Source organism: Myxococcus sp. CA040A, assembly GCF_013336725.1.
Classification (GTDB): Bacteria; Myxococcota; Myxococcia; order Myxococcales; family Myxococcaceae; genus Myxococcus; species Myxococcus llanfairpwllgwyngyllgogerychwyrndrobwllllantysiliogogogochensis.
Genome location: NZ_JABUMR010000004.1, coordinates 123988 through 145422 on the forward strand (window position 1 = coordinate 123988; position 21435 = coordinate 145422).

The 21435-nt window shown below is 69.1% G+C and carries 18 protein-coding genes; 11 read left to right on the forward strand and 7 right to left on the reverse strand.

The genetic code is table 11. The features are described 5' to 3' along the window. Window positions 1-86: 86 nt before the first annotated feature. The 3 genes from HUA75_RS17635 (at window position 87) to HUA75_RS17645 (ending at window position 4257) form a co-directional block, all read left to right on the forward strand. Entirely contained in the window at window positions 87-1886 is a 1800-nt protein-coding gene (locus tag HUA75_RS17635) for a SpoIID/LytB domain-containing protein (RefSeq protein ID WP_371746132.1), read from the forward strand. Between the two features lie 120 nt (window positions 1887-2006). Further along, the gene (locus HUA75_RS17640; RefSeq protein WP_174487089.1) at window positions 2007-3251 is read left to right on the forward strand and encodes an energy transducer TonB; all 1245 of its coding nucleotides are present in this window, start codon (window positions 2007-2009) and stop codon (window positions 3249-3251) included. 70 nt (window positions 3252-3321) lie between these two features. Next, the gene (locus HUA75_RS17645; RefSeq protein ID WP_174487090.1) at window positions 3322-4257 is read left to right on the forward strand and encodes a cation diffusion facilitator family transporter; all 936 of its coding nucleotides are present in this window, start codon (window positions 3322-3324) and stop codon (window positions 4255-4257) included. Window positions 4258-4415: 158 nt separating this feature from the next. On the opposite strand, the gene gcvP is transcribed toward HUA75_RS17645, so the two are convergent. From gcvP to gcvT, 3 genes are all read right to left on the reverse strand, one after another. Continuing rightward, the gene (gene gcvP / locus HUA75_RS17650; protein ID WP_141642681.1) at window positions 4416-7322 is read right to left on the reverse strand and encodes an aminomethyl-transferring glycine dehydrogenase; all 2907 of its coding nucleotides are present in this window, start codon (window positions 7320-7322) and stop codon (window positions 4416-4418) included. An 87-nt stretch (window positions 7323-7409) separates the two neighbouring features. Further along, window positions 7410-7802, reverse strand: coding sequence for a glycine cleavage system protein GcvH (gcvH, locus tag HUA75_RS17655; protein WP_174487091.1), 393 nt, complete (start codon window positions 7800-7802; stop codon window positions 7410-7412). 30 nt (window positions 7803-7832) lie between these two features. Next, window positions 7833-8915: a glycine cleavage system aminomethyltransferase GcvT gene (gene gcvT, locus HUA75_RS17660; protein ID WP_174487092.1), complete on the reverse strand. Its 1083-nt coding sequence runs from the start codon at window positions 8913-8915 to the stop codon at window positions 7833-7835. A gap of 98 nt (window positions 8916-9013) precedes the next feature. Here gcvT and metF point away from each other — a divergent pair, with 98 nt between their 5' ends. The 3 genes from metF (at window position 9014) to HUA75_RS17675 (ending at window position 11242) form a co-directional block, all read left to right on the forward strand. Then, window positions 9014-9886, forward strand: a complete 873-nt coding sequence (gene metF / locus HUA75_RS17665) for a methylenetetrahydrofolate reductase [NAD(P)H] (RefSeq protein ID WP_174465654.1) — start codon at window positions 9014-9016, stop codon at window positions 9884-9886. Then, a complete protein-coding gene (locus HUA75_RS17670) occupies window positions 9883-10299 on the forward strand; it encodes a hypothetical protein (protein ID WP_141642679.1) in 417 nt (138 codons plus the stop codon). The genes metF and HUA75_RS17670 overlap by 4 nt, the downstream gene beginning before the upstream one ends. Before the next feature lie 415 nt (window positions 10300-10714). Next, window positions 10715-11242, forward strand: coding sequence for a hypothetical protein (locus tag HUA75_RS17675; protein ID WP_141642680.1), 528 nt, complete (start codon window positions 10715-10717; stop codon window positions 11240-11242). 19 nt (window positions 11243-11261) lie between these two features. Here the strand turns inward: HUA75_RS17675 and HUA75_RS17680 are convergent, their stop codons facing one another. Continuing rightward, a complete protein-coding gene (locus HUA75_RS17680; protein ID WP_174487093.1) occupies window positions 11262-12791 on the reverse strand; it encodes a sensor histidine kinase in 1530 nt (509 codons plus the stop codon). Window positions 12792-13200: 409 nt separating this feature from the next. Then, window positions 13201-14145, reverse strand: coding sequence for an ADP-ribosylglycohydrolase family protein (locus tag HUA75_RS17685; RefSeq protein ID WP_174487094.1), 945 nt, complete (start codon window positions 14143-14145; stop codon window positions 13201-13203). A 284-nt stretch (window positions 14146-14429) separates the two neighbouring features. Between HUA75_RS17685 and HUA75_RS17690 the strand changes: the two genes are divergently transcribed. The 3 genes from HUA75_RS17690 (at window position 14430) to HUA75_RS17700 (ending at window position 17517) form a co-directional block, all read left to right on the forward strand. Continuing rightward, on the forward strand, window positions 14430-15674 hold the full coding sequence (locus tag HUA75_RS17690; protein WP_174487095.1) for an OmpA family protein: 1245 nt from the start codon (window positions 14430-14432) through the stop codon (window positions 15672-15674). Between the two features lie 480 nt (window positions 15675-16154). Further along, entirely contained in the window at window positions 16155-16775 is a 621-nt protein-coding gene (locus HUA75_RS17695; protein ID WP_141648747.1) for a TIGR02265 family protein, read from the forward strand. Window positions 16776-16878: 103 nt separating this feature from the next. Then, on the forward strand, window positions 16879-17517 hold the full coding sequence (locus HUA75_RS17700) for a TIGR02265 family protein (RefSeq protein ID WP_141648748.1): 639 nt from the start codon (window positions 16879-16881) through the stop codon (window positions 17515-17517). A 15-nt stretch (window positions 17518-17532) separates the two neighbouring features. Here the strand turns inward: HUA75_RS17700 and HUA75_RS17705 are convergent, their stop codons facing one another. Then, entirely contained in the window at window positions 17533-18648 is a 1116-nt protein-coding gene (locus HUA75_RS17705) for a triacylglycerol lipase (RefSeq protein ID WP_174487096.1), read from the reverse strand. Window positions 18649-18911: 263 nt separating this feature from the next. Next, the gene (gene folD / locus HUA75_RS17710) at window positions 18912-19775 is read right to left on the reverse strand and encodes a bifunctional methylenetetrahydrofolate dehydrogenase/methenyltetrahydrofolate cyclohydrolase FolD (protein ID WP_174462362.1); all 864 of its coding nucleotides are present in this window, start codon (window positions 19773-19775) and stop codon (window positions 18912-18914) included. Window positions 19776-19830: 55 nt separating this feature from the next. Here folD and HUA75_RS17715 point away from each other — a divergent pair, with 55 nt between their 5' ends. Beyond that, window positions 19831-20652 (forward strand): TerB family tellurite resistance protein, encoded by an 822-nt coding sequence (locus HUA75_RS17715; RefSeq protein ID WP_141648751.1) that lies wholly within the window; start codon window positions 19831-19833, stop codon window positions 20650-20652. Window positions 20653-20699: 47 nt separating this feature from the next. Continuing rightward, window positions 20700-21422 (forward strand): Smr/MutS family protein, encoded by a 723-nt coding sequence (locus HUA75_RS17720; RefSeq protein WP_141648752.1) that lies wholly within the window; start codon window positions 20700-20702, stop codon window positions 21420-21422. Window positions 21423-21435 lie beyond the last annotated feature (13 nt).

A 21435-nucleotide genomic window follows, 5' to 3' on the forward strand; every position in this document is an offset into this window, starting at 1 on the left:
TCGCCACGTGCCAAGCCCACCCGAACGAGCCAACGGGCGTCCGGTCCGTGACAGGCCCCGCCCCGGCGGGTACGGTGTCGCCCCCCGTGCGCACCGCCGTCCTGCTCCTGCTCTCCGTCGTGCTGTTCGCCTCCTGCGCGAGCCCCAAGCCACCACCGAACCTGGCCGGCGCCTCGATGGACAGCCCGGTCAGCGAGCGCCAGGACGCCGGGACGGATGGGGGCTCCGTGGAGCCGCTACCCGTCGAGGACGCCGGGACGACCGACGCGGGCGTGGAGCCCTCCACGGCCGTGAGCACGCCCGGAGAAGACCCGCTCGCCCAGGGCATTCCGGGGCCCGGCGAGCTCAAGCGCCTGGACTTCCGAGGCGGAGAGCCCCGGCTCCCCATCAAGCTCATGGAAGGACGGCGCGAGGCGACGTTCTCCCCCCGAGGCCGGATGCGGATGCGCTTCGGTGGGGCGGTGGACAAGGTGCTGGACGCCGCGGCGGGAACGCGGTGGACGGTGCGCGTGACACAGGGCGAGCCGGCGGTGCTCGCCGCGCGCGTGCAGTTGGGCGAGCACCGGTTCGCGGACCGGGAGGGTCTCGCCGCCGCGCAGGAAGAGTGGAAGGCGCGGGGCCTCGCGGTGCGCGCGCAGGTGCTCGGCGCGGTGTACGGCATCGCCGGCAAGGTCATCGACAACCGGCGCTCGCTGCTCCTGGTCGATGAAGTGCTCACCCCCGAGGACGCGGCGACACGACAGGCGGAGCTGCTGCAGCAGTTCGGCGCCAGGACGACGCTCTTCGAGGAGGTCCGCACCCCGGCGCGCGCCATCCTCGAGGTGCGCGACGAGTCCGGCGCGGTGGTGGGCCTGGCGCAGGACCGACTGGACGCGGACTCACCGGACGGCGCGGGCTTCGACGTGCGCCAGGTGGAGTTCGGCGTCGGCTACGACTTCCACGGCTTCGAGGACCGGACCTTCCGGGGCGCGCTCCAGTTCTCCGTGGACCGCGCGGGCCTGCTGGCCGTGGTGAACGTGGTGCCGCTCGAGGACCTGCTCAAGGGCCTGGTGCCCGCGGAGATCTTCGCGCGGGCCCACTCGGAGGCGCTCAAGGCCCAGGCCGTCACCGCGCGCGGCGAGGTGCTCGCGAAGGTGGGCATCAAGCACCTGGCGGACCCGTATCTGCTGTGCTCGGAGCAGCACTGCGCGGTGTACCGCGGCCGCACGGGCGAGGCGGCCAGCACCTCCGCGGCGGTGGAGGCGACCCGGGGCGAGGCGCTGTTCAGCGCGGACGGTCGGCTGGTGGACTCCGTCTACAGCGCGGTGTGCGGCGGCCACACCGAGGACAACGACATCGTCTGGGGCGGCCCACCGGACCCGAGCCTGCGCGGACGCCCGGACATCCTGGAGCCCTCGGAGGCCTCCCCTTCCCCCTCGCGGCTGGAGGCCTGGCTGGCCACGCCCGACGTGGGGGCCGCCTGCCGGCTGTCCAGCTTCGCCCAGCCCAGCAAGTTCCGCTGGGAGAAGCGCTTCACGGCGGCGCAGGTGGACGCGCTCGTCGCCCGGCTGGGCGTGGGCCGAGTCCAGGCCATGAGCTTCCAGGAGCGGGGCGTGTCCGGGCGGGCCCGGGTGCTCGCGTTATCCGGGGACCTGGGGGCCACCCAGGTGCGTGGCGAACTGAACATCCGGCGGCTCTTCGGGATGTTGAACAGCAGCATGGCGGTGGTGGAAGCCGAGCGGAACGCCGAGGGCCGGCCCACCCACTGGCTTTTCCGTGGCGGAGGCTGGGGCCACGGAGTAGGGATGTGTCAGACGGGCGCCATCGGCCGAGCGGAGGCCGGGCAGCGCTACCAGGATATCCTCCGTCACTACTTCAATGGTGCTGAAGTCGCCCCCATTTACTGACGTGAAGAGGGGGCGCGCCTGCGGAACAGTGCACGTCTCGTGAATGTCCTCCCCTGCCCACCTGTTCTGCCGCGAACGGGACGGGACTAGGCAGCGGGCCCGGAGGTTTATCATCGCGCCGTGAGCACGGGTTCCTCTCCGAAGACAGACTGGCGCCGCAAGAGGCGGCGGCAATCCCCGTGGCGAGTGGTCGCCGCGGTGCTGCTTGCCCTGGCGGTCCATGTCGCCTACCTGTCCGTCGTGCTCTTCACGGGAACGCTTCCCCCCACGGGGCGTGAGCGCAAGGCCGTCACGCGTCCTCCCACGTCCGTGGCCGTGCGGCCCCTGACGGAGGACCAGTGGTCCCGGAATCGGGGCAAGACGGACTCGAAGACGCAGACGACCCAGAAGCCCCGCGTCCAGGACAAGAAGCCCGAAGAGAAGAAGCCGGAGACCCGCCCCAATGGGCAGGTGGTGGACCTGGCGCCGGGCAACGAGCAGGAAGCCCCCGACGCGAAGTACCTCGCGGAGCACAACAACCGCGTGGACAAGGAGACGCGGGCCCGGGAGCAGACGCCCTTCTATCGGAACGCCATGCCGCAGCGCACCGCGCCCCAGGAGCAGAAGGGCGCGGACGTGGAGCCACAGGCGCCGCGCATCGCCGGCAACAACGGCATGGGCAACGATGACCGGCCGCTCGCCGAGGGTGGCCAGAAGTTCGCCTTCGAGATCCCCGACATCCACCGCAAGAACGAAGTGAAGGTGAAGACGGACCCGAACACGCCCGGGGGCGTGGCGGTGAACAACCAGAACGAGAGCGACGAGCTGTCGGGCAACGCGAAGCGGCTGCGAATCCAGCCGGGCGACACCGGAGGCGAGGAAGAAGGCTCCGCCGGACGCGTGGGCTCGCCGGGCATCGCCGCGTTGATGCCGTCGCGCGCGGTGATGGACAAGGTGGTGGGCGCGGCGCCCAATGACCACCTGCGCGACGTGGACGAAGGCGACGGCACGCTGCTCAACTCTCGTGAGTGGAAGTACGCCAGCTTCTTCAACCGCGTGAAGCAGAGCGTGGGCATGCACTGGAAGCCCAACGAGACGCTGCGCCGCAGAGACCCCACCGGCAACATGTTCACCGGGAAGGACCGGCACACGATGCTGGAGATCACGCTGGACGAGAAGGGCCGCGTGACGAACATCGAGGTGGAGAAGAGCAGCGGCCTGGACTTCCTGGACATGGAGGCCGTGTCCTCGTTCCAGCGCGCGCAGCCCTTCCCCAACCCACCGCCAGGGTTGTTGAACGACGACTCGAAGGTGCGCTTCTCGTTCGGCTTCTTCCTGGAGATGGGTGGCGGCCCGCGCATGCGGCTGTTCCGTCAGCCCAACTGACGTTCGCTTCACCACGCGTGGCGTGCGAGGTCCTCGCGGCCGGACGCGGTTCCCACTACGGTGCCGCGCCGTGGACACCTCCCCCGCCGAGAGAAGCGTCGCGCTCCAGCAGCGCAGCAAACGCATCCGCTTCGTGTTGCTCGCCATCCTCCTGGCCAACTGGGTGGTGGCCGGCGCGAAGCTCATCTTCGGACTCATCAGCCAGTCCGCCGCCGTGACGGCGGATGGACTCCACTCGTTCATCGACGGTGGCTCCAACGTGCTGGGCCTGGTGGCCATGGGCGTGGCCTCGCGGCCCGCGGACGACGACCACCCCTACGGGCACGGCAAGTTCGAGGCGCTCGCGTCGCTGGGCATCGGCGCGATGATTGGCATCGGCATGTTGGAGTTGGGGCGCATGGCGCTCGACTCGCTGATGCATGACCGTCACGCGCAGGTGACGCCGGCCATGGCGGTGGTGATGGTGCTCACCCTCTGCGTCAATCTGGTGGTGACGCGCGTGGAGGGGCACTACGGGCGCAAGTACAAGAGCAGCCTGCTGCTGGCGGACGCGAGCCACACGATGTCGGACGTCTTCGTCACGCTGGCGGTGCTTGCGTCGTTGGGACTGGTGGCGATGGGCTACCCCAAGGCGGACGGCATCATCGCGCTGGGCGTCATGGTCTTCGTGGCCTGGGTGGCCTACGGCATCGTCCGGCAGGCCGTGGGCATCCTCTCCGACACGGCGAGGTTGGACCCCGCGCAGGTGGCGCAGCACACCGTGGGCGTGGCCGGCGTGCGCAGTTGCCGAGACGTGCGCAGCCGGGGCATGGAGGAGAGCGTCTACGTGGACCTGAAAATCGAGGTGGACCCGAACCTCACCACCGCGCAGGCCCACGAGGTGGCGGACCGGGTGGAGCGCACACTCCACGCCGCCTATCCGCAGGTGGTGGACGTCGTCGTCCACGTGGAGCCGGAGCACGAGGGCGCGGACCGCGCGCAAGGTGCCACGCCGCACGTGAGCTGAGTCGGCGCCCCCGCGTGACGCGTGGGAGCGCGACGGCCCCGCGAGAGACAAGAGCCGTATGCTCTCGTGGGCCGAGGCAAAGGCCCCGCGTAACGACAAGGGCCGCCTCCCTACGTACGGGAAGACGGCCCCAGGAAGTACCCGGCCTATACGGCCCGTCAGGCGACGGCGGGCTTCGGCTCCGGCGTCATGTAGTCCTCGATGGGCGGGCACGAGCACACGAGCTTGCGGTCCCCGAGCACGTTGTTCAGGCGTCCCACGGACGGCCAGAACTTGTTGTCGCGCACCCACGGCGCCGGGAACACCGCCAGCTCTCGCGAGTACGGACGGTTCCACTCCGGATTCGTAATCGTGCGGACCGTGTGGGGCGCGTTCTTCAGGACGTTGTTGTCCTTCGGCATGCGGCCCTCCTCGACCTCACGAATCTCCTGACGAATGGCGATCATCGCGTCGCAGAAACGGTCCAGCTCCGCGCGGGACTCGCTCTCCGTCGGCTCGATCATCAGCGTGCCCGCGACGGGGAACGACACCGTCGGCGCATGGAACCCGTAGTCCATCAGCCGCTTGGCCACGTCCTCGACCTCGACACCCGACGTCTTCTTCAGCGGGCGCAGGTCGACGATGCACTCGTGCGCCACCCTGCCCCGCTTGCCCCGGTACAACACCGGGTAGTGGGGCTGGAGCCGCTCGGCGATGTAGTTGGCGTTGAGGATGGCCAGCTTCGTCGCCTTCGTCAGGCCCTCCCCACCCATCATCGCGATGTACATCCAGGAGATGAGCAGGATGCTCGCGCTGCCCCACGGGGCCGCGGAGATGGCGCCGATGGCGTCCGCCCCACCCGTCTGGATGACCGGGTGTCCCGGCAGGTACTTCACCAGGTGGCTCGCCACGCAGATGGGACCCATTCCCGGGCCACCACCGCCGTGCGGGATGCAGAACGTCTTGTGCAGGTTGATGTGGCAGACATCCGCGCCGACCAGCCCGGGCGCCGTGAGGCCCACCTGCGCATTCAGGTTCGCGCCATCCATGTACACCTGCCCACCGCGCTCGTGGATGATGGAGCAGATCTCCTTGATCTCCTCCTCGAACACGCCGTGCGTGGACGGGTACGTCACCATCAGCGCGGCGAGCTTGTCCTTGTGCTCCTCCGCGCGGGCGCGCAAGTCGGTCAGGTCGATGTTGCCGTTCTCATCGCACTTGGTGACGACGACCTTGTAGCCCGCCATGACGGCGGAGGCCGGGTTGGTGCCGTGCGCGGAGGACGGGATGAGGCACACGTCGCGGTGCCCCTGCCCTCGCCCCTGGTGATACGCGCGGATGACGAGCAGGCCCGCGTACTCGCCCTGGCTGCCGGCGTTCGGCTGCAGCGAGCAGCCCGCGAAGCCCGTGATTTGCGAGAGCATCTGCTCGAGCTGCTCGAAGATGACCTTGTAGCCGGCCGCCTGCGAGGTGGGCGCGAAGGGATGCAGCCGGCCGAACTGCGGCCACGTCACCGGAATCATCTCCGCGGTGGCGTTGAGCTTCATCGTGCAGCTGCCCAGCGGAATCATCGAGTGCGTCAGGGACAGGTCCTTCGCCTCGAGCCGCCGGATGTAGCGCAGCATCTCCGTCTCGGAGTGGTAGCTGTTGAAGACGGCGTGCGTGAGGAACGCGCTCGTGCGGCGCAGCTCCGGCACCACCGGCGTCTCCACGTTGGCGCCCACGTCCTCCAACGACGGCGCCGCCGCCTTGCCCGCGCCCGTGGCGAACGCGGTGAGGATGGCCTCCACGTCGGACACGCGGGAGGTCTCGTCCAGCGACACACCCAGCGTCTTCTCGTCGATGCGGCGGAAGTTCATCCGCGCCGACTCCGCCGCCCCGAGCACCGCGCGCACCTGCGGCGTCGTCAGCTCCACGCGCAGCGTGTCGAAGTACTGCTCGTGCCGGACCTTCAGCCCCAGCTTCGCCAGCCCCCGCGCCAGCAACACGGTGAGCCCGTGCACGCGCTCGGCGATGGCCTTCAGGCCCTGGGGCCCATGGTAGACGGCGTACATGCTGGCGATGACGGCCAGCAGCACCTGCGCGGTGCAGATGTTGCTCGTCGCCTTCTCGCGGCGGATGTGCTGCTCGCGCGTCTGCAGCGCCATGCGCAGCGCGCGCCGGCCCTGCGCGTCCTCGGAGACGCCGATGAGGCGGCCCGGCATCACGCGGGTGTACGCGTTCTTCGTCGCGAAGTAGCCCGCGTGCGGACCGCCGTACCCCATGGGCACGCCGAAGCGCTGCGCGCTGCCCACCGCCACGTCCGCGCCGAACTCGCCCGGAGGCGTCAGCAGCGTAAGGCTCAAGAGGTCCGCGGCGACGATGAACAGGCCCCCCGCCGCATGAACCTTCTCGCCGAACGCGCGGTAGTCCAGCACCGCCCCATCCGTGGCCGGGTACTGCACCAGCGCGCCCACGTACTTCTTCGCGCCCAGGTCCACCGTGCGGTGGTCGCCCACGACGACCTCCACGCCCAGCGGCTCGGCGCGCGTGCGCACCACATCCACCGTCTGCGGGTGGCAGCCCTCGGAGACGAAGAAGGCGGCATTGGCGTCGTCGCCCTTCACGTGCAGCGCCAGCGCCATCGCCTCGGCGGCGGCCGTGCCCTCGTCGAGCAGCGACGCGTTGGCGACCTCCAGGCCCGTCAGGTCCATCACCAGCGTCTGGAAGTTGAGCAGCGCCTCCAGCCGGCCCTGGGCAATCTCCGCCTGATAGGGCGTGTACTGCGTGTACCAGCCCGGGTTCTGGAAGATGTTGCGGAGGATGACGTTGGGCGTGTGCGTGTCGTGGTAGCCCATGCCGATGAAGGACCGGAACACCTGGTTCTTCGCGGCGATGGCCTCCAGTTGCGCGAGCAGGTCATGCTCCCCGCGCGCCGGCCCCAGCCGCAGCGGCTCCTTGGAGCGGATGGCCGGAGGCACGGTCTGGTCGATGAAAGCATCGAGCGAGTCCACGCCCAGCGCGGACAACATCTGCTTCAGCTCCTGCTCATCCGGACCGATGTGCCGGCCGGCGAACGACTCCTGGTACTTCCAGTTCAGGGACATGGCGGTGGTGGCTCGCGTGCGACTCACGACGGCGGAGTCGGAAATTTCGAGGACCGTCACTAACAACGGCCCTGCGGCGCTTCACTCTCAGGCTTCTTTGAGCAGGTTGCCGTAGGCGGCGGCATCCAGGAGCTCGCTCAACTGCTTGGTGTCCGAGAGCTCGATTTCGACAATCCACCCGAAGCCATAGGGGTCGGTGTTCAGCGTCTCGGGGGCGTCGGAGAGTGCAGCGTTCACCTTCGTGATCTTCCCGGAAACGGGCGAGAAGAGCTCGGAGACGGCCTTCACGGACTCGACGGTGCCGAACGGCTCGTCCTTTTCGATCGTCGTGCCCACCTTGGGCAGCTCCACATAGACGACGTCGCCGAGCGTGTTCTGGGCGTGGTGGGTGATGCCCACCGTCACCTTGTTGCCCTCGACGCGGGCCCACTCGTGCTCGTTGGTGTACTTGAGGTTTTCGGGGATGTTCGGATCGGACATGGGGTGCTCCTCGACAGGGCTAGAAGGAACTCAGGGCTTCTTGTGGAACGGCGTCTTCACCACCACGGCGGGAACGGCGCGACCGCGAATCTCGACGTCGAAGGTGGAGCCCTCCGCGGCCAGCTCCGCGGGCACGTAGCCGATACCGATGGGCTTCTTCACCGTCGGGCCCATGGTGCCGCTCGTCACCTCGCCCACCGGCTTGCCGTCCTTGTGGATGGGGTAGCCGTGACGGGGGATGCCCGCGCCGGTCAGCTCGAAGCCCACCAGCTTGCGCTTCACGCCCGCGGCCTTCTGCGCCACCAGCGCGTCCTTGCCGATGAAGCCCGCCTTGTCCAGCTTGACGATCCACCCCAGCCCCGCCTCCAGCGCGGTGTGCGAGTCGTCGATGTCATTGCCGTAGAGCGCGTACTTCATCTCCGTGCGCAGGCTGTCGCGCGACGCCAGGCCGCACGGCTTCACGCCGTCCTGCTGGCCCTCGGTGAGCAGCGCGTTCCAGAGCGACACCGCGTCACCCGGGGCGCAGTACAGCTCGAAGCCATCCTCACCCGTGTAGCCGGTGCGCGAGATGATGGCGCGCACGCCCGCCACCTCGCCCTCCGCGAAGCGGTAGGTGCCCACCTTGGACGTGTCCGTCTTCGTCAGCCGCTGCACCAGGCCGGCGGCCTTGGGGCCCTGCACGGCGATCTGCGCGTAGTCCTCACCCCGGTCCACGGGCGTGACACCGCGCGCATGCTCCTTCATCCACGCGAAGTCCTTGTCGCGGTTGCTCGCGTTGACGCAGATGAGGATGCGCTCGGGGCTGAAGCGGTAGGCGACGACGTCGTCGACGAAGCCTCCCTGCTCGTTGAGCAAGCCCGCATAGACGGCCTGCCCGTCCGCGATGCGAGCGAGGTCATTGGAGATGAGGGCGTTGACGGTCTCCAGCGCGCCGGGACCCGCGAACTCCACCTCGCCCATGTGCGACACGTCGAAGAGTCCAACGTGGTTGCGCACCGCCTCGTGCTCGGCGATGACGGAGGTGTACTGAACGGGCATGTCCCAACCCGCGAAGTCGACCATCCGAGCGCCCAGCGCGCGGTGGGCGTCGTTGAGCGGCGTACGCCGGGCCATCGGCTTCTCCTGATGAAGGGGGAGTGAAAACGGCGCGGACTATAGCCGCGCACCTTCGCCGATCAAGGCCGACGGGGACCGTCTACACTGGGACCAACATGAAGATTCGTAATCGATTGAATCCGTCCAACCCCTGCTTCTCCTTCGAGTTCTTCCCCCCGAAGACCGACGAAGGGGTGGCCAACCTGCTCAAGACGCTGGAGGACCTGGCGCCGCTGGAGCCCGGGTTCGTCTCCGTGACGTACGGGGCCGGCGGCAGCACGCGGGACAGGACGCTGGAGCTCGTCACGCGCATCAAGGCGGAGACGGGAATCGAGGCCATGGCCCACCTGACGTGTGTGGGCCACACGCGAGAGGAGCTGCGGGAGCTGCTCCAGCGGCTGGCGGACGCGAAGATGGACAACGTCCTCATCCTCCGTGGAGATCCGCCGCAGGGACAAAAGTCCTTCGTCACCGCCGAGGGTGGCTTCACCTACGCCACGGAGCTGGTGCGATTCATCCGAGAAGAGGATTTCAACTTCTGCCTGGGAGGCGCGTGCTATCCGGAGGGCCACGTGGAGACGGCCTCCCGTGACGACGACCTGCGTCATCTCAAGGCCAAGGTCGATGCGGGGCTGGACTTCGTGGTGACGCAGCTCTTCTTCGACAACGCGTTCTACTTCGACTTCGTGGAGCGGGCCCGTCGCGCGGGCATCAACGTCCCCATCGTCCCCGGCATCATGCCCATCACCAACTTCGAGCAGGTGCAGCGCTTCACGCGGATGTGCGGAGCGACGGTGCCCATGCGGCTGGGCCTGCAGTTGGAGCGGGTGAAGGACCAGCCGGACGCGGTGGTGCAGCTGGGCGTGGCGCACGCCACGGTGCAGTGCATGGAGCTGCTGTCACGCGGCGTGCCCGGCATCCACTTCTACACGCTCAACAAGTCCCCGGCGACGCGGATGATCGTGAGCGCACTGAGAGCCCGTACATGAGCGGTCCTGGTATCCAACTTCCTCCGGAGGACCCGCGCGCGAAGGTCATCGAGATTGTCCGCGCCCCGGCCTTCTTCCTGCTGTGCACGGGCGTGCTGAACGTCATCTTCAACATCCTGGGCTTCGTGCTCGCCGCGTTGAATGTGACGTCGCCGTTCGCGGGCCCGGGCGGGGCTCCGCTGGAGCTGTCGGGCTCGCTGGCGCTGATGCTGCTGGTGGGCATCCTCTGCGGCGTGCTGTCGGCGTGGGGCGCGCTGAGCGCGCTCAACCTCAAGGGCTACGGCCTGGCCACGGTGGGCGGCATCACCGCGCTGTACATCCTGTCCCCCGGCTGCGTCGTGGGAGTGCCGGTGGCTGTCTGGATGCTCTTCACCTTGCGCCGCGACGGCGTGCGCGAGGCCTTCCGAAGCTGACGGGCCCGCGGTCGGAGGCGATGTTTCAGACAGACGTGTTGGACGAGAAGCCAACGGGTGTCTCGTCCCGTCGGGAGGCATTCATTCCAGCCTTCCGCACAAAGACTGTCGAGTCCGTGTGCGAGTGGCTGCCCTGGAGTCCCAAGGCGTCTGGGAGTCTTCGTCCACGGAGTTCTCATGTCTCTGGAGGGCACGAGCCCCCTCGTCATCACCCGGCTGCGCTGAAGCACCTCCCAGCGGACGTGGGCCGCTGGTTCCCGACAAGGCCGTGCGACTGACGGTCGGACTGGTGAGGTTGCTTCACGGGCCTCACTCATCCGGCCCCGCGCAACTGGCTTTCATGGGTGCGGGGTGGACGGCTCGGGCGCTCCGAGCCTTCCAGCGACTCACATCCCAGCCGCCCACGGAGCCCTTCATGTCGTCGAGAGTCCTCCTGTCCGCCCTGCCCGCGCTGCTCGGCGCACTCCTCCTCCAAGCCACGCCCGCGTCGGCGCAGGTGGGCACGACGGACCTGACGTGCTCCGGCGGCGCCTATCAGACCTGGGAGCCCGGACTCCGGCTGTCCAACCGACGCGTCACCGCCACGAACTACACGAGCTACGACACGTGCACCTCGAACGACACGCTCGTCACCTCGGGCGTGCTCGTGGCCACGACGGAGCTGTCCACCAGTTGCGGCGGCAACCTGGGCCCGAGCGAGACGACCGTCACCTGGGATGACGGCTCCGTCTCGACCTTCGCCCTCAAGGGCGCCGGAGTGGATGTCATCAACGGCGCCAGGGTCTTCGTCTCCGTCGGGCTGGTGACGGGAGGCCGCTTCCAGGGAGACGCCGTGATGATGACCCAGGCGATGAGTCCCCTGGACCTCACGCCGTGCCTGTATCCCTCCGGCCTGACGGCGCTGTCGGGCCCGAGCACCCTCCGCCTCACGCGCCTGTTCTGAGGCGCGGGGCCTTCGCGCCTCACGACGAGCAGGCGACCCCGGTCACCGAGCGCACTCGGGGCAGGCAGATGGTGAAGACACTGCCCTCCCCCTCGCGGCTCTCCACCCGCAACGTCCCACCGTGCTGCCGCACGGTGCTGGACACCACCGTCAATCCCAGGCCCGTGCCGTGCTCCTTGGTGGTGAAGAGCGGGTCGAAGATGTGGTCCAGCACACCCGCCGGAATCCCTCCACCGTTGTCGGAGACCCGGATGTGGAAGGCCCGCCCGACGCCCAGCTCCGCGGAGACCTCCACGACTCCCTGGCGGCCCAGGGGCATCGCCTCCACCGCGTTCTGCACCAGGTTGATGAGGACCTTGCGCAGCATCTCCCGGTCCACCCAGGGGGGCTCGAGCGCCGTGGGCACGTGGTTCACCACCGCCACGCCCTCGCGCGAGGGCACCACGTCGATGACCTCTTCCATCAGCCCGTGCAACGAGCACGGCTGGAGCACCAGCGGACGCTCCCGCACGAACTCCAGCATCTCCGACGTGAGGCTGGCGCAGACGCCCAGCTCCCGGTCGACGATGGCGAGGAAGCGCTGCAGCCGGGGGTCCTCCAGCGCCCCCTCCACGTTGCGCAGCCTCCGCGCCACCGCCGCGTTCGCCGTGCGCGCGGCCGCCAGCGGATTGCGCAGCTCGTGGCTCACCGTCGCCGTCAACTGCCCCACCGCCGCCAGCTTCTCCAGGCGAGCCATCCGCTCACGCGAGTCCTCCAGCTCCCGGCCACTGCGCTCCGTCACCCGCTCGCGCTCCTGCTTCTCGCGTTCATACGCGCGCTCCAGCAACACCTGCCGCTCCGCGACGCGCCGCATCTCCCGCGCCACGCCCCGACACGCGAGCACCAGCACCCCGTCCACCAGCCCCACCCAGAACGCCAGCTCCAGCACGCTCCACCCCGGCGCTCCAGAGAACGTCGCCCCCGGCTCCGGCCAGCCAATCCCTCGCAGCACATGGGCCACCACCGCCGTCACGCCCGCGGTCAGCAGCACCCTCGGGTCCCGATAGAAGCTCAGGAGCGCCAGCGAGCCGAAGACGTGGAAGTGTGTCTCCAGCCGCGCGCCCGACAGATGCACGAGCAGCACGGACCACAACACCTGCGTCACCGCCATCACCTGCCGCGTCACCACCGCGCCCGGCCGCACCAGTGCCAGCGTCACCGGGATGATGCACAGCGGCCCGCCCAGGAGCAGCGCCACCCACAGCGGCTCCGGACTGGGGCGCAGCCTCCAGTCCCACGGGTGCGCGGACGTCACCACTGCCAGGGCGAGCGCGAAGAGCCACTGCCCCCCCATCAGCCAGATGCACAGCCCATCCGCCCGCCTTCGCACCGCGCTCAAGTACTCCGACAACAGCCACCGCACGCGCGACTCCAGCGCCGCGTCCAGCAGCTTGGAATCCTGTCGCCCGGGCTCCGCCGCCAGCGGCGTGGGACGCATGACCTCCAGCGTGCCCAGATGACTCGCCAACGCCCGTCCCGCGAGCGCATCCGTTTCTTGGTTCTTCGACATCCTCAGGCTCACCCCGGCCGTGCTGGCCCCTCAGGATCCGCCCCATACTAACGCGCCGCGCATATCCAGCAATGCAGTTCTTTCCGCTTTAACCGGTTGTGGCGTCGCCAACACCTGTCCCGGCCTCGTGGGCGGCGGGGCGCTGCGGGCTCCAATGGCAGGCGTTGTACCTGGGTACAATTCCAAAGCCAGACGCGACGACATCCGGTCAATCCGGCTTTAAATCGAGTTGCAGGAAGCCGCCCTGGACATATCATCGCGGCGTGGTGATGGCGGAGGACGCGGCCCACGCAGGCCGGAGCCTGCTCTGGCCCGGGCCGGTGGACTCCCCGACGGCTGGCGTTGGATTGAAGGCCTCGCTCCGCCCCCGGGGGGGTGGGCGGAGCGAGGCCCGCGGTATCCCTTCAGCTCAGCGTGCGGCGTGCACCAGCAGCTTGCGCAAGAGCGGCTCCAGCAGCTCGCGCCCCCGAAGCGCCGAACGCCACCGCTCCGGAATGGCCCGCGCGCCCAGCATCACTCCCGCGACGCCGCCCGCCACCGCCGCCGTGGTGTCGGTGTCATTGCCCAGTCGCACCGCGGCGCGGACCACCTGCTCGTAGCCGCCGCCGGCCGCCACGCAGTCGCGCGCTGAACGCAGACAGTCCACCACATACCCGGAGCCGCGACCGGGCGTGTCCTCGACGCCGCGCGGAAGGACGACATCGTCCAGCTCCGTGCGGGCCTCGGTGCCCTCGGGATGCAGCGCCCAGAAGGCCTCCAACGCGGCGTCCCAGGGACGGTCCGAGCCCTCCAGCGCGCGGCGGGCCCAGAGGCAGTACAGCGCGCAGCACACCCGCGAGCGAAGGTGGCCATGCGTCACCAGGGACTGGAGCATGGCGTCGGAGGCGAGCTCCTCGTCAGTCCCGCGATGCCACAGCGCGAGCGGCAGCACGCGCATGAGCGAGCCATTGCCGTTGTCCTGCTGACCCGAAGGTCCGGAGCTCGTCCCAGGCACTCCGGCGCGGAACATGGACAGGGCCCGGTCCGTCTGGATGCCCACGTCGAAGACCTGACCATCCACCGCGAGGTAACCCCATTCCCGCCAGTTCACCAGGCGCCGGCCCAGGTCCTCCAGGTCCAGCCGCCCCTGGTAGAGCAACGAGTCCAACAGGCACAGCGCGTGGGCGCCATCGTCGGACCAGGTCCCGGGGGGAACGTCGGGGTGGGAGCGACCAAAGCCCGCGGGGGGCTCGAACTCAATCGCGTCCGCCGAGGGAATCCTCTCCGACGGGTGGAACTCGTAAGGCACGCCCAGGGCGTCTCCCACCAACAGCCCCAGCAGCCCTCCCTCGATTCGCTCCTCGCGCGTCACCACGAACCCCCTCCAGTCCTTCGCCCAGCGTCCGGGATTGGACGCTGGCGCCCACGCCCGCCCTCCGTCAAGCCGTCACGGCGCGGACGCGGCAAGGGGCCTTCCGGGAGCAGGCGTGCAACGGCCCCCCTGCCCGAGCACGCCGCCAGGGTGATGTTCCCCGGCAAGGCGGTCCGCACTTTCGTCCCCTGAAGAGTCGTTCGCTCCGGAGCCCCCGGCGCCATGCAGGCGATGAGCGACTCCCCGCACCGGGCCAACTGGTGCCGAACCACGGAGGAGGCATTCGCATGGCTTTCAACCTCATCGACATGGTGCGTGAGCGTTTCACGGGCAACGTGATGCAGCAGATGGGTTCCGCGATGGGCGAGGACCCCAGCACACTGGGCAAGGCCTTGCCCGGTGCCATCGCCGCGGTGGGCGGGAGCGTGGCGGAGCGAGGCTCCACGGAAGCAGGCGCCCAGCGGCTGATGTCCCAGCTCAACGAAGGCGGCTTCACGGGGCCCAACGCGGGCAAGGAAGACATCCTCTCCGCGGACACCGAGGAGAAGGGACAGGGCATGCTCAGTGGCCTGTTTGGAGACAAGCTGGGCAGCATCACCAGTGCGCTCGGTCGCTCCAGCGGGTTCAGCAACAGCAAGTCCGCGGGCGGGATGATGGCCCTGGTGGCTCCCGTCATCATGGGCGTCATCGGCAAGCACGTGCGTGACAACCGCATGGGCGCCGCGGGGCTGGGACAGCTCCTGGGCAGCCAGAAGTCGCTGCTGTCGTCCGCGCTGCCCGCGGGGCTGGGCAGCATCCTGGGCATCGGTGGCGCCGCCGCGGCGGTGGGGCCCCGCGTCGTCGAGGAGGTCCACGAGACGCGCGCCATCCCCACCGTGGAGACGGTGCGGCGGCAGCAGCCCATCGAACGGGCGCCGGTTCACCACGCGGAGCCCAAGAAGAGAAACCTCTCCTGGGTCATCCCGGTGGCGCTGCTCGCGCTGCTGGCGGGCTGGTTCCTCACGCGCGGACGCCGCAGTGAGCCCCGGCGCGAGCAGGCGGCCGTCACGGAGCCCGCGCGGCCCCAGGCGCAGCCGCAGCCACAGCAGCGCCCGACGGACACCGGCGTGGGTGGCGGCGGCACGGCGGGCACCACGCCGCCGGTGGCCCGGGATGCACAGGGCATGCGGCAGGCCATCGACAGCGGCGCGCGCAGCTTCATCCTGGCGGGCGTGGCCTTCGAGGAAGGCTCCGCGACGCTGACGCCGCAGAGCGACGCGAGCGTGGGGCAGCTGGCCTCGGTGCTGCGTGAGAAGCCCAACTCGCGCGTGCGCATCACCGGCCACACGGATGCCACGGGTGATGCGACCGTCAACAGCCAGCTGGCGAAGAGCCGGGCGGAGGCGGTGCGCTCCGCGCTCGTCGATGATGGCATCTCCGCCAATCGCGTGGACGTCGCCGCCGTGGGTGCCTCGCAGCCCCTGGCGCCCAACACCACCACGGAGGGCCGCGACATGAACCGCCGCATCGAGGTCCAGGTGCTGAGCCGCTGAGTCCTCGGACGTCCCCGGTCCGCCGGGCGCGTCGTCAGACACGAGCACGGGTCGGGCCTCCGCGTGGAAGAACACGTGGGGGCCCGACGCGTCATGTCGTCGACGACGGCCAGCGCCCTCGCCCTCCCGCGTCATCCCACGGCACATCGCGCCGTGGCCCGCAGGGGACTCGGCCTGCGACGTGTGAACACACCGTGCGTTCATTCCATGAGTGGGACGCAACGACCAGAAGCCGCCACATCCCGCACGCCTGGCGGTCCGCGCTGTGAATTGGCCATCACCTCCCGGCGCGGTGGGGATGAGCCTCTTGTCCCGGCCCCTCGTCTGGAAGGTGCCTGCAACTGTCCCCACTGAGACAGCACACACCGACCCGCGTCGCACCCGGCCGGGCTTTTCAGAGTACTCGGATTGCCTCACTTTCAGGAGCGAGTCCGGGGGCCGCGCGCCTCCTGACTCAACTTCCATGTCGGGGGGGAGCCCATGACAGTGATTGCGTTCCGGAGCAGGGAAAGAGAAGTCATCGACCCTGGGTGCGAGCTGGAACGGCGACTGGGACTGACGGCGAGCGAAGACAGGGCCCGGGGCATGTTCTTCCTGGGGGTGTTGGATGTGGTGCGCCGCGAATCAGGAGAGACAGCGGCGGCCCGCTGCCTGGCGGCCTCCGGCGAGCGGCGCTTCGTCCCCTTCTTCCTCTACCCGGTCAGCGCCTTCCTCCGGATGTCTTTCGCGGCGGCGGAAGTTCTCGCGCCCAGACTCGGCGGCTTCGAGACGGCGATGCGCATCATCGGCGCGCAGGCGACCCATGACTTCCTCGACTCGGTGGTGGGCCGCAGCTTCCTGATGCTCGCCGCGGGAGATCCGCGTCGACTCATCAACAATCTTCCGTCTGGCTATCGCACCGCCGTCACCTATGGCGAACGCCATGTCACCTGGACGGGCGCGCACGAGGGCTGCTTCAACGTGTTCAGGGACTTCATGCCGCACACCTACCATGAGGGGGTGTTGCTGGCGGTGTTGCAGGCCGTGGGGACGCGCGTCGCCAGGGTCCGCGGACGGCCCTTGAGCCTGCTGGACTGCGAATACGTCATGTCCTGGGCGTAGGAAACGCCGCCATGCCGTCATCAGGGGCGGCGGATGTGAAGTGTCGCTCAACTCCTCCCGAGGAGGGCGTGGGTTTCCCAGACAAGCGGCGTACGACCATGACATGGACGCGAGCACGCACAGGGACGAGGGTCTGGAGATGGGCGAGGAGCGCGGCGGGGTCGACCCCCTCACGGAGCTCGCGAGAAGACTGGCGTTGACCACGTCGCGGGACAAGGCGCGAGGCATGTTCTTCCTGGGCGTGCTGGACGTGGTGCGCCGCGTGGCCGGAGAGGCGGCCCGAGCCCGGTGCCTCACCACCTCCAAGGAGCGCCGCTTCGTCCCCTTCTTCCTCTATCCCATCAATGACTTCCTCCGGTTGTCGTACTGCGCCGCCGGGCTGCTCGCGCCCAGGCTCGGCGGCTTCGACAGGGCCCTGGAGACGATGGGAGCGCAGGCCACGCGGGACTTCCTCGCGTCGGCGCTGGGAAGGACGCTGCTGACCGCGGCCAATGGCTCACCCCGCCGGCTCGTCGAACACCTGCCGTGGGGGTACTCCGCGTCCGTCAGCTACGGTGAGCGGCACGTGTCGTGGGAGAGCGAGCGCAAGGGCTGTCTCCACATGCGGCGCGACTTCATGCCTCCTCCGTACCACCAGGGGGTGCTGCTCGCCGTATTGCAGACCCTCGGCGCCAGGGACGTGCGCGTCGAGGGTCATGAGCCACGGCTGCTGGACTGCGACTACGCCCTGGCCTGGGAATGAGTCACGCCGGCCGCGTCACTCGTTCTGGCTGATGTAGTGGATGATGGCGGCGTAGAACCCCAGTTCGTCGAACAGGTCCGGGCCGAAGCCCACGACGTCCAGGTGGTCCTGGTCCAGGACGCTGGACAGCGACGTCATCTGCGCGCTGCCGGGCGCGTTGAGGTCCGTGACGGGCCCCAGCGAGCCGTCCACGGTGATGGTGTCCAGCCCGAGCGGCGCGTCCGTGTAGCGCAGCCGAGGTCCCATCTGCTGGGAGTTGATGCCAACCACGCCGTCGTCATCGCGCTCGTTGCGCACGCCGTCGCCCTGCCCCGCCGCGCCGTCGTTGTCACAGTCGTCGACGCAGAACCCGTCCCCGTCGATGTCATAGAACGCCAGGCGCACCAGGAAGAACGCGGGATTGACCTCCAGCCCGGCCTGCGCGGTGAGCAGCGACGCATAGTGGGAGGCATAACGCGAGTCCATGGGGTTGGCCGCGTTGAAGGCCTTCATGCCCGTGACGATGCCGTCCGTGGCGTCCGCGTCGTTGTAGATGAGCTGCTTGACGGCGGCGATGCCGTCGTTGCCCGGCTTGTAGATGATGTCGCCGAAGATGTTCGCCAGCGCAGCGACCACGGACGTCACCCCGGGCCCCAGGTCCAACACATACTTCGCCACCGGCGAGCCCCGGTGCGGCGAGGACACGCTCACGATGACGTCCACCACGGCGCGGCCCTGCCGTTCAAAGAGCACCTTTGCGGCCTTGCGCGCGTCGATGCCGCCCTGCGAGTGGCCGACGATGTTCACCCGCGTCGCGCCCGTGGTCGCCAGCACACCCTCGATATCGGACGCCAGGTCCAGCCCACGCACCTCCGAGGACTGGAAGGCCTGCACCTGCGCGCCGAACGCCCGCTGTCCCGAGTCCAGGTAGGGGTTGCAGCTCAACTCCAGCAATTCGTCACACGCATCCCCCACGAAGTTGCCCAGCTCGTCCCCGAAGTAATCAAAGCCCAGCAGGTCGTCATAGCCGGACAGGCCATGCGCGAAGACCACCGGATGAAGCGTGCGCCGCGCCTGCTGTGCCCAGGCGACGCCCTCCCCTCCCATCCACCAGGCGCAGACGAGCGCCAACCCTGTCTGAATCCCTCTCATGTCGCTCACTCCTCACCCACGCCTGCTCGCGTGGGCCCTCAGCGCCTCTGCGGGCAGCCCCGCCACCCGCACGGCTCGTGTCCGGCCCGTTCCCCCTGGCCAGCACCCACCGACGAACAACGTGCGACGCGAGACAACCGGGCAGTCAGGCCCGGCGAAGGACTCGTCGGAGAGCGTCTGCCTTTACTAGCGAAGACCCGGCTCCCCGGGGCGGCCAATTCCAGGAGCGTCGTGAAACACACACGTCAGCGCCCCAAAGACTGTCAATGGGAGGAAGGGACAAGACTCCGGATGGCCGCCTCGAGCGTGTTGCGGATGAGCATGGCGATGGTCATGGGCCCGACGCCGCCGGGCACGGGGGTGATGAAGGACGCGCGCTCGGAGGCGGCGGCGAACTCCACGTCACCCACCAGCTTGTTGTCCTCCTCCTTGCGGTTCATCCCCACGTCGATGACCACCGCGCCAGGCTTTATCCACGCGCCCTTCACCAACTCCCGCACGCCCACCGCCACGACGAGGATATCCGCCCGCGACACCTCGCTCGGCAGGTCGCTCTTGCTGTGGCAGAGGGTGACGGTGGCGTTGCGCTGCAGGAGCATCAGCGCCATCGGCTTGCCCACGATGTTGCTGCGGCCCACGACGACGGCCCGCTTGCCGGACGGCTCGCAGCCAATCTCCTCCAACAGCCGCATGACGCCCAGGGGCGTGCAGGGCCGGGTCGCCGCGCGGCCCAGCAGCAGGCTGCCCGCGTTCATCGGGTGGAAGCCGTCCGCGTCCTTCTCCGGCCGCACCGCGGAGATGATGACGTCCGCGTCGATGTGCCGGGGCAGGGGCAGCTGCACCAGGATGCCGTGCACCGCGGGGTCCTCGTTGAGCCGGTGCACCAGCGCCAGGAGCTCGTCCTGCGACACCGTGGAGTCCCGGTGGTGCTCCCAGGAGTGGAAGCCCACTTCCTCGGCGGCCTTCTTCTTTCCGGTGACATACGTCTTGGACGCGGGGTCTTCCCCCACCCGCACCACGGCGAGTCCGGGGACGAGGCCCCGCTCCACCTTGAGCCGATCCACCTCCGCCTTCACCTCGGCTCGCACCCGCGCCGCCACTGCCTTGCCGTCGATCAACTGGGCCATAGCGCGGCCCACTCTATGAGAGACTCCCTTCCCGGTAGGGAGGGAAACCGCGGCCATGGGCTCAGGAAAAGTGCTCGGGGTGATGATAGGTCTCTGTGTCGGGCTGCTCATCGGCAGTCCGTGGGCCATTGTCCTGCTTGGGGCAGTGGGTGGCTTCGTCGGACACCGGTTCGACGAGATGAACGCCCTGCCCGCCGAGTCCCCCGACGCCCTTGCCGACTTCCCCCCCGTCGTGCCCTCCGCGTTCGCGGGACGGGGCGGGCCCCGCGACGCCGCGTCCGTGCAGGAGGAGGCCGACGCGCACCTCACGCGCAGCCTCTGTGCCCTCTTCGTGGAGGTCGCTCGCGCCGACGGTGAAGTCCGCCGCGAGGAGGTCCGGGAGATTCGCCGCTACTTCGAGGAGGTCCTCAAGTACGGCCCGGACTCGCTCGAGTTCGTCCGAGGGCGCCTCAAGGACTTCATCTCCGTCCCGCCCGACCTCGATGACGCCGTGGCGGCCTGCCAGGAGGCGCTCCCTTCCAGCGAGCGGCGCCGGCTCCTGGACGCGCTCTTCGAGCTGTCGCTCGTGGACGGCTCCCTGCAGCGCTCCGAGCGCGAGGTGCTCAGCCGGGTGGGCGACGGCCTGAAGCTCTCCGCCGAGGAGCAGCACGCCATCGCCGCGCTGCACCTGGGTGACAGCTCGGCCCACTACGAGGTACTCGGGCTGACGCCCGACGCCACGGACTCCGAGGTAAAGAGCGCCTTCCGGCGGCTCGCCGCGGAGCTCCACCCGGACAAACATGCCCACCTGAAGGGCGAGGACGCCGAAGAGGTCGCCCGCCACTTCCAGGAAGTCCGCGACGCCTACGAGGAAATCCGGCGCCTGCGCGGGATGTAGCCCCCGGTTACATCCCGCCATCGCCCACGACGAGGTCTTCTCCCGCCATGAGCTCGCAGAAAAAATCCCCTCCGAAGAAGAAGGACGAGGCGTTCCACAACAACCCCTTCAAGGGCGCCATCAAGTCCATCCAGGACCAGGAGAAGAAGGAGGCCCAGGCCCGCGCCGCCTCCGAGGCGGAGAAGCGCAAGCCCGCGGCCGCCCCCGTGCGCGCCAAGGCGAAGCCGACCCGAGAGAGCGCCGAGGACGACGCCGCCCTCTTCTATTCCGCCATGGACGGCGTGGCGCAAATCACGAATCGGGGCGAGGCGCCCAAGTCCAACCCGCGCCTGCCGGAGCTCATCGACGAGAACGCGGAGGCGCTCGCGCAGCTCTCCGAGCTGGTCGCCGGCCAGGGAGACTTCGACATCTCCTCCGGCGCGGACGAGTTCCTGGAGGGCACCAGCCCCGGCGTGGACCGCAACCTGCTGCGCGCCCTGCGCCGCGGAGACTTCTCCATCCAGGGCCAGTTGGACCTGCACGGCAAGACGCAGCCCGAGGCGAAGGCGGCGCTGGAGCGTTTCCTCTCCGACAGCCGCCGCGCCCGCCACCGGTGCGTGCTCATCGTCCATGGACGCGGTTTGCACTCCAAGGACCAGATGCCCGTCTTGAAGGAGCTGATGAAGTCTTGGCTGTCACAGAAACGGATTGGCGGACTGGTGCTGGCGTTCGCCACCGCACGTCCGCAAGACGGAGGAACGGGGGCTGTCTACGTCCTGCTGAGACGGTGACAGCCGTATCCTT

Bases quoted from the DNA above. Each gene is read 5' to 3' on its own strand.
- gcvP (WP_141642681.1), bottom strand. From the start codon at position 7,322: ATGTCCCTGAACTGGAAGTACCAGGAGTCGTTCGCCGGCCGGCACATC.
- gcvH (WP_174487091.1), bottom strand. From the start codon at position 7,802: ATGTCCGATCCGAACATCCCCGAAAACCTCAAGTACACCAACGAGCAC.
- gcvT (WP_174487092.1), bottom strand. From the start codon at position 8,915: ATGGCCCGGCGTACGCCGCTCAACGACGCCCACCGCGCGCTGGGCGCT.
- metF (WP_174465654.1), top strand. From the start codon at position 9,014: ATGAAGATTCGTAATCGATTGAATCCGTCCAACCCCTGCTTCTCCTTC.
- HUA75_RS17670 (WP_141642679.1), top strand. From the start codon at position 9,883: ATGAGCGGTCCTGGTATCCAACTTCCTCCGGAGGACCCGCGCGCGAAG.
- HUA75_RS17675 (WP_141642680.1), top strand. From the start codon at position 10,715: ATGTCGTCGAGAGTCCTCCTGTCCGCCCTGCCCGCGCTGCTCGGCGCA.
- HUA75_RS17680 (WP_174487093.1), bottom strand. From the start codon at position 12,791: ATGTCGAAGAACCAAGAAACGGATGCGCTCGCGGGACGGGCGTTGGCG.
- HUA75_RS17690 (WP_174487095.1), top strand. From the start codon at position 14,430: ATGGCTTTCAACCTCATCGACATGGTGCGTGAGCGTTTCACGGGCAAC.
- HUA75_RS17695 (WP_141648747.1), top strand. From the start codon at position 16,155: ATGACAGTGATTGCGTTCCGGAGCAGGGAAAGAGAAGTCATCGACCCT.
- HUA75_RS17700 (WP_141648748.1), top strand. From the start codon at position 16,879: ATGGACGCGAGCACGCACAGGGACGAGGGTCTGGAGATGGGCGAGGAG.
- HUA75_RS17705 (WP_174487096.1), bottom strand. From the start codon at position 18,648: ATGAGAGGGATTCAGACAGGGTTGGCGCTCGTCTGCGCCTGGTGGATG.
- folD (WP_174462362.1), bottom strand. From the start codon at position 19,775: ATGGCCCAGTTGATCGACGGCAAGGCAGTGGCGGCGCGGGTGCGAGCC.
- HUA75_RS17715 (WP_141648751.1), top strand. From the start codon at position 19,831: ATGGGCTCAGGAAAAGTGCTCGGGGTGATGATAGGTCTCTGTGTCGGG.
- HUA75_RS17720 (WP_141648752.1), top strand. From the start codon at position 20,700: ATGAGCTCGCAGAAAAAATCCCCTCCGAAGAAGAAGGACGAGGCGTTC.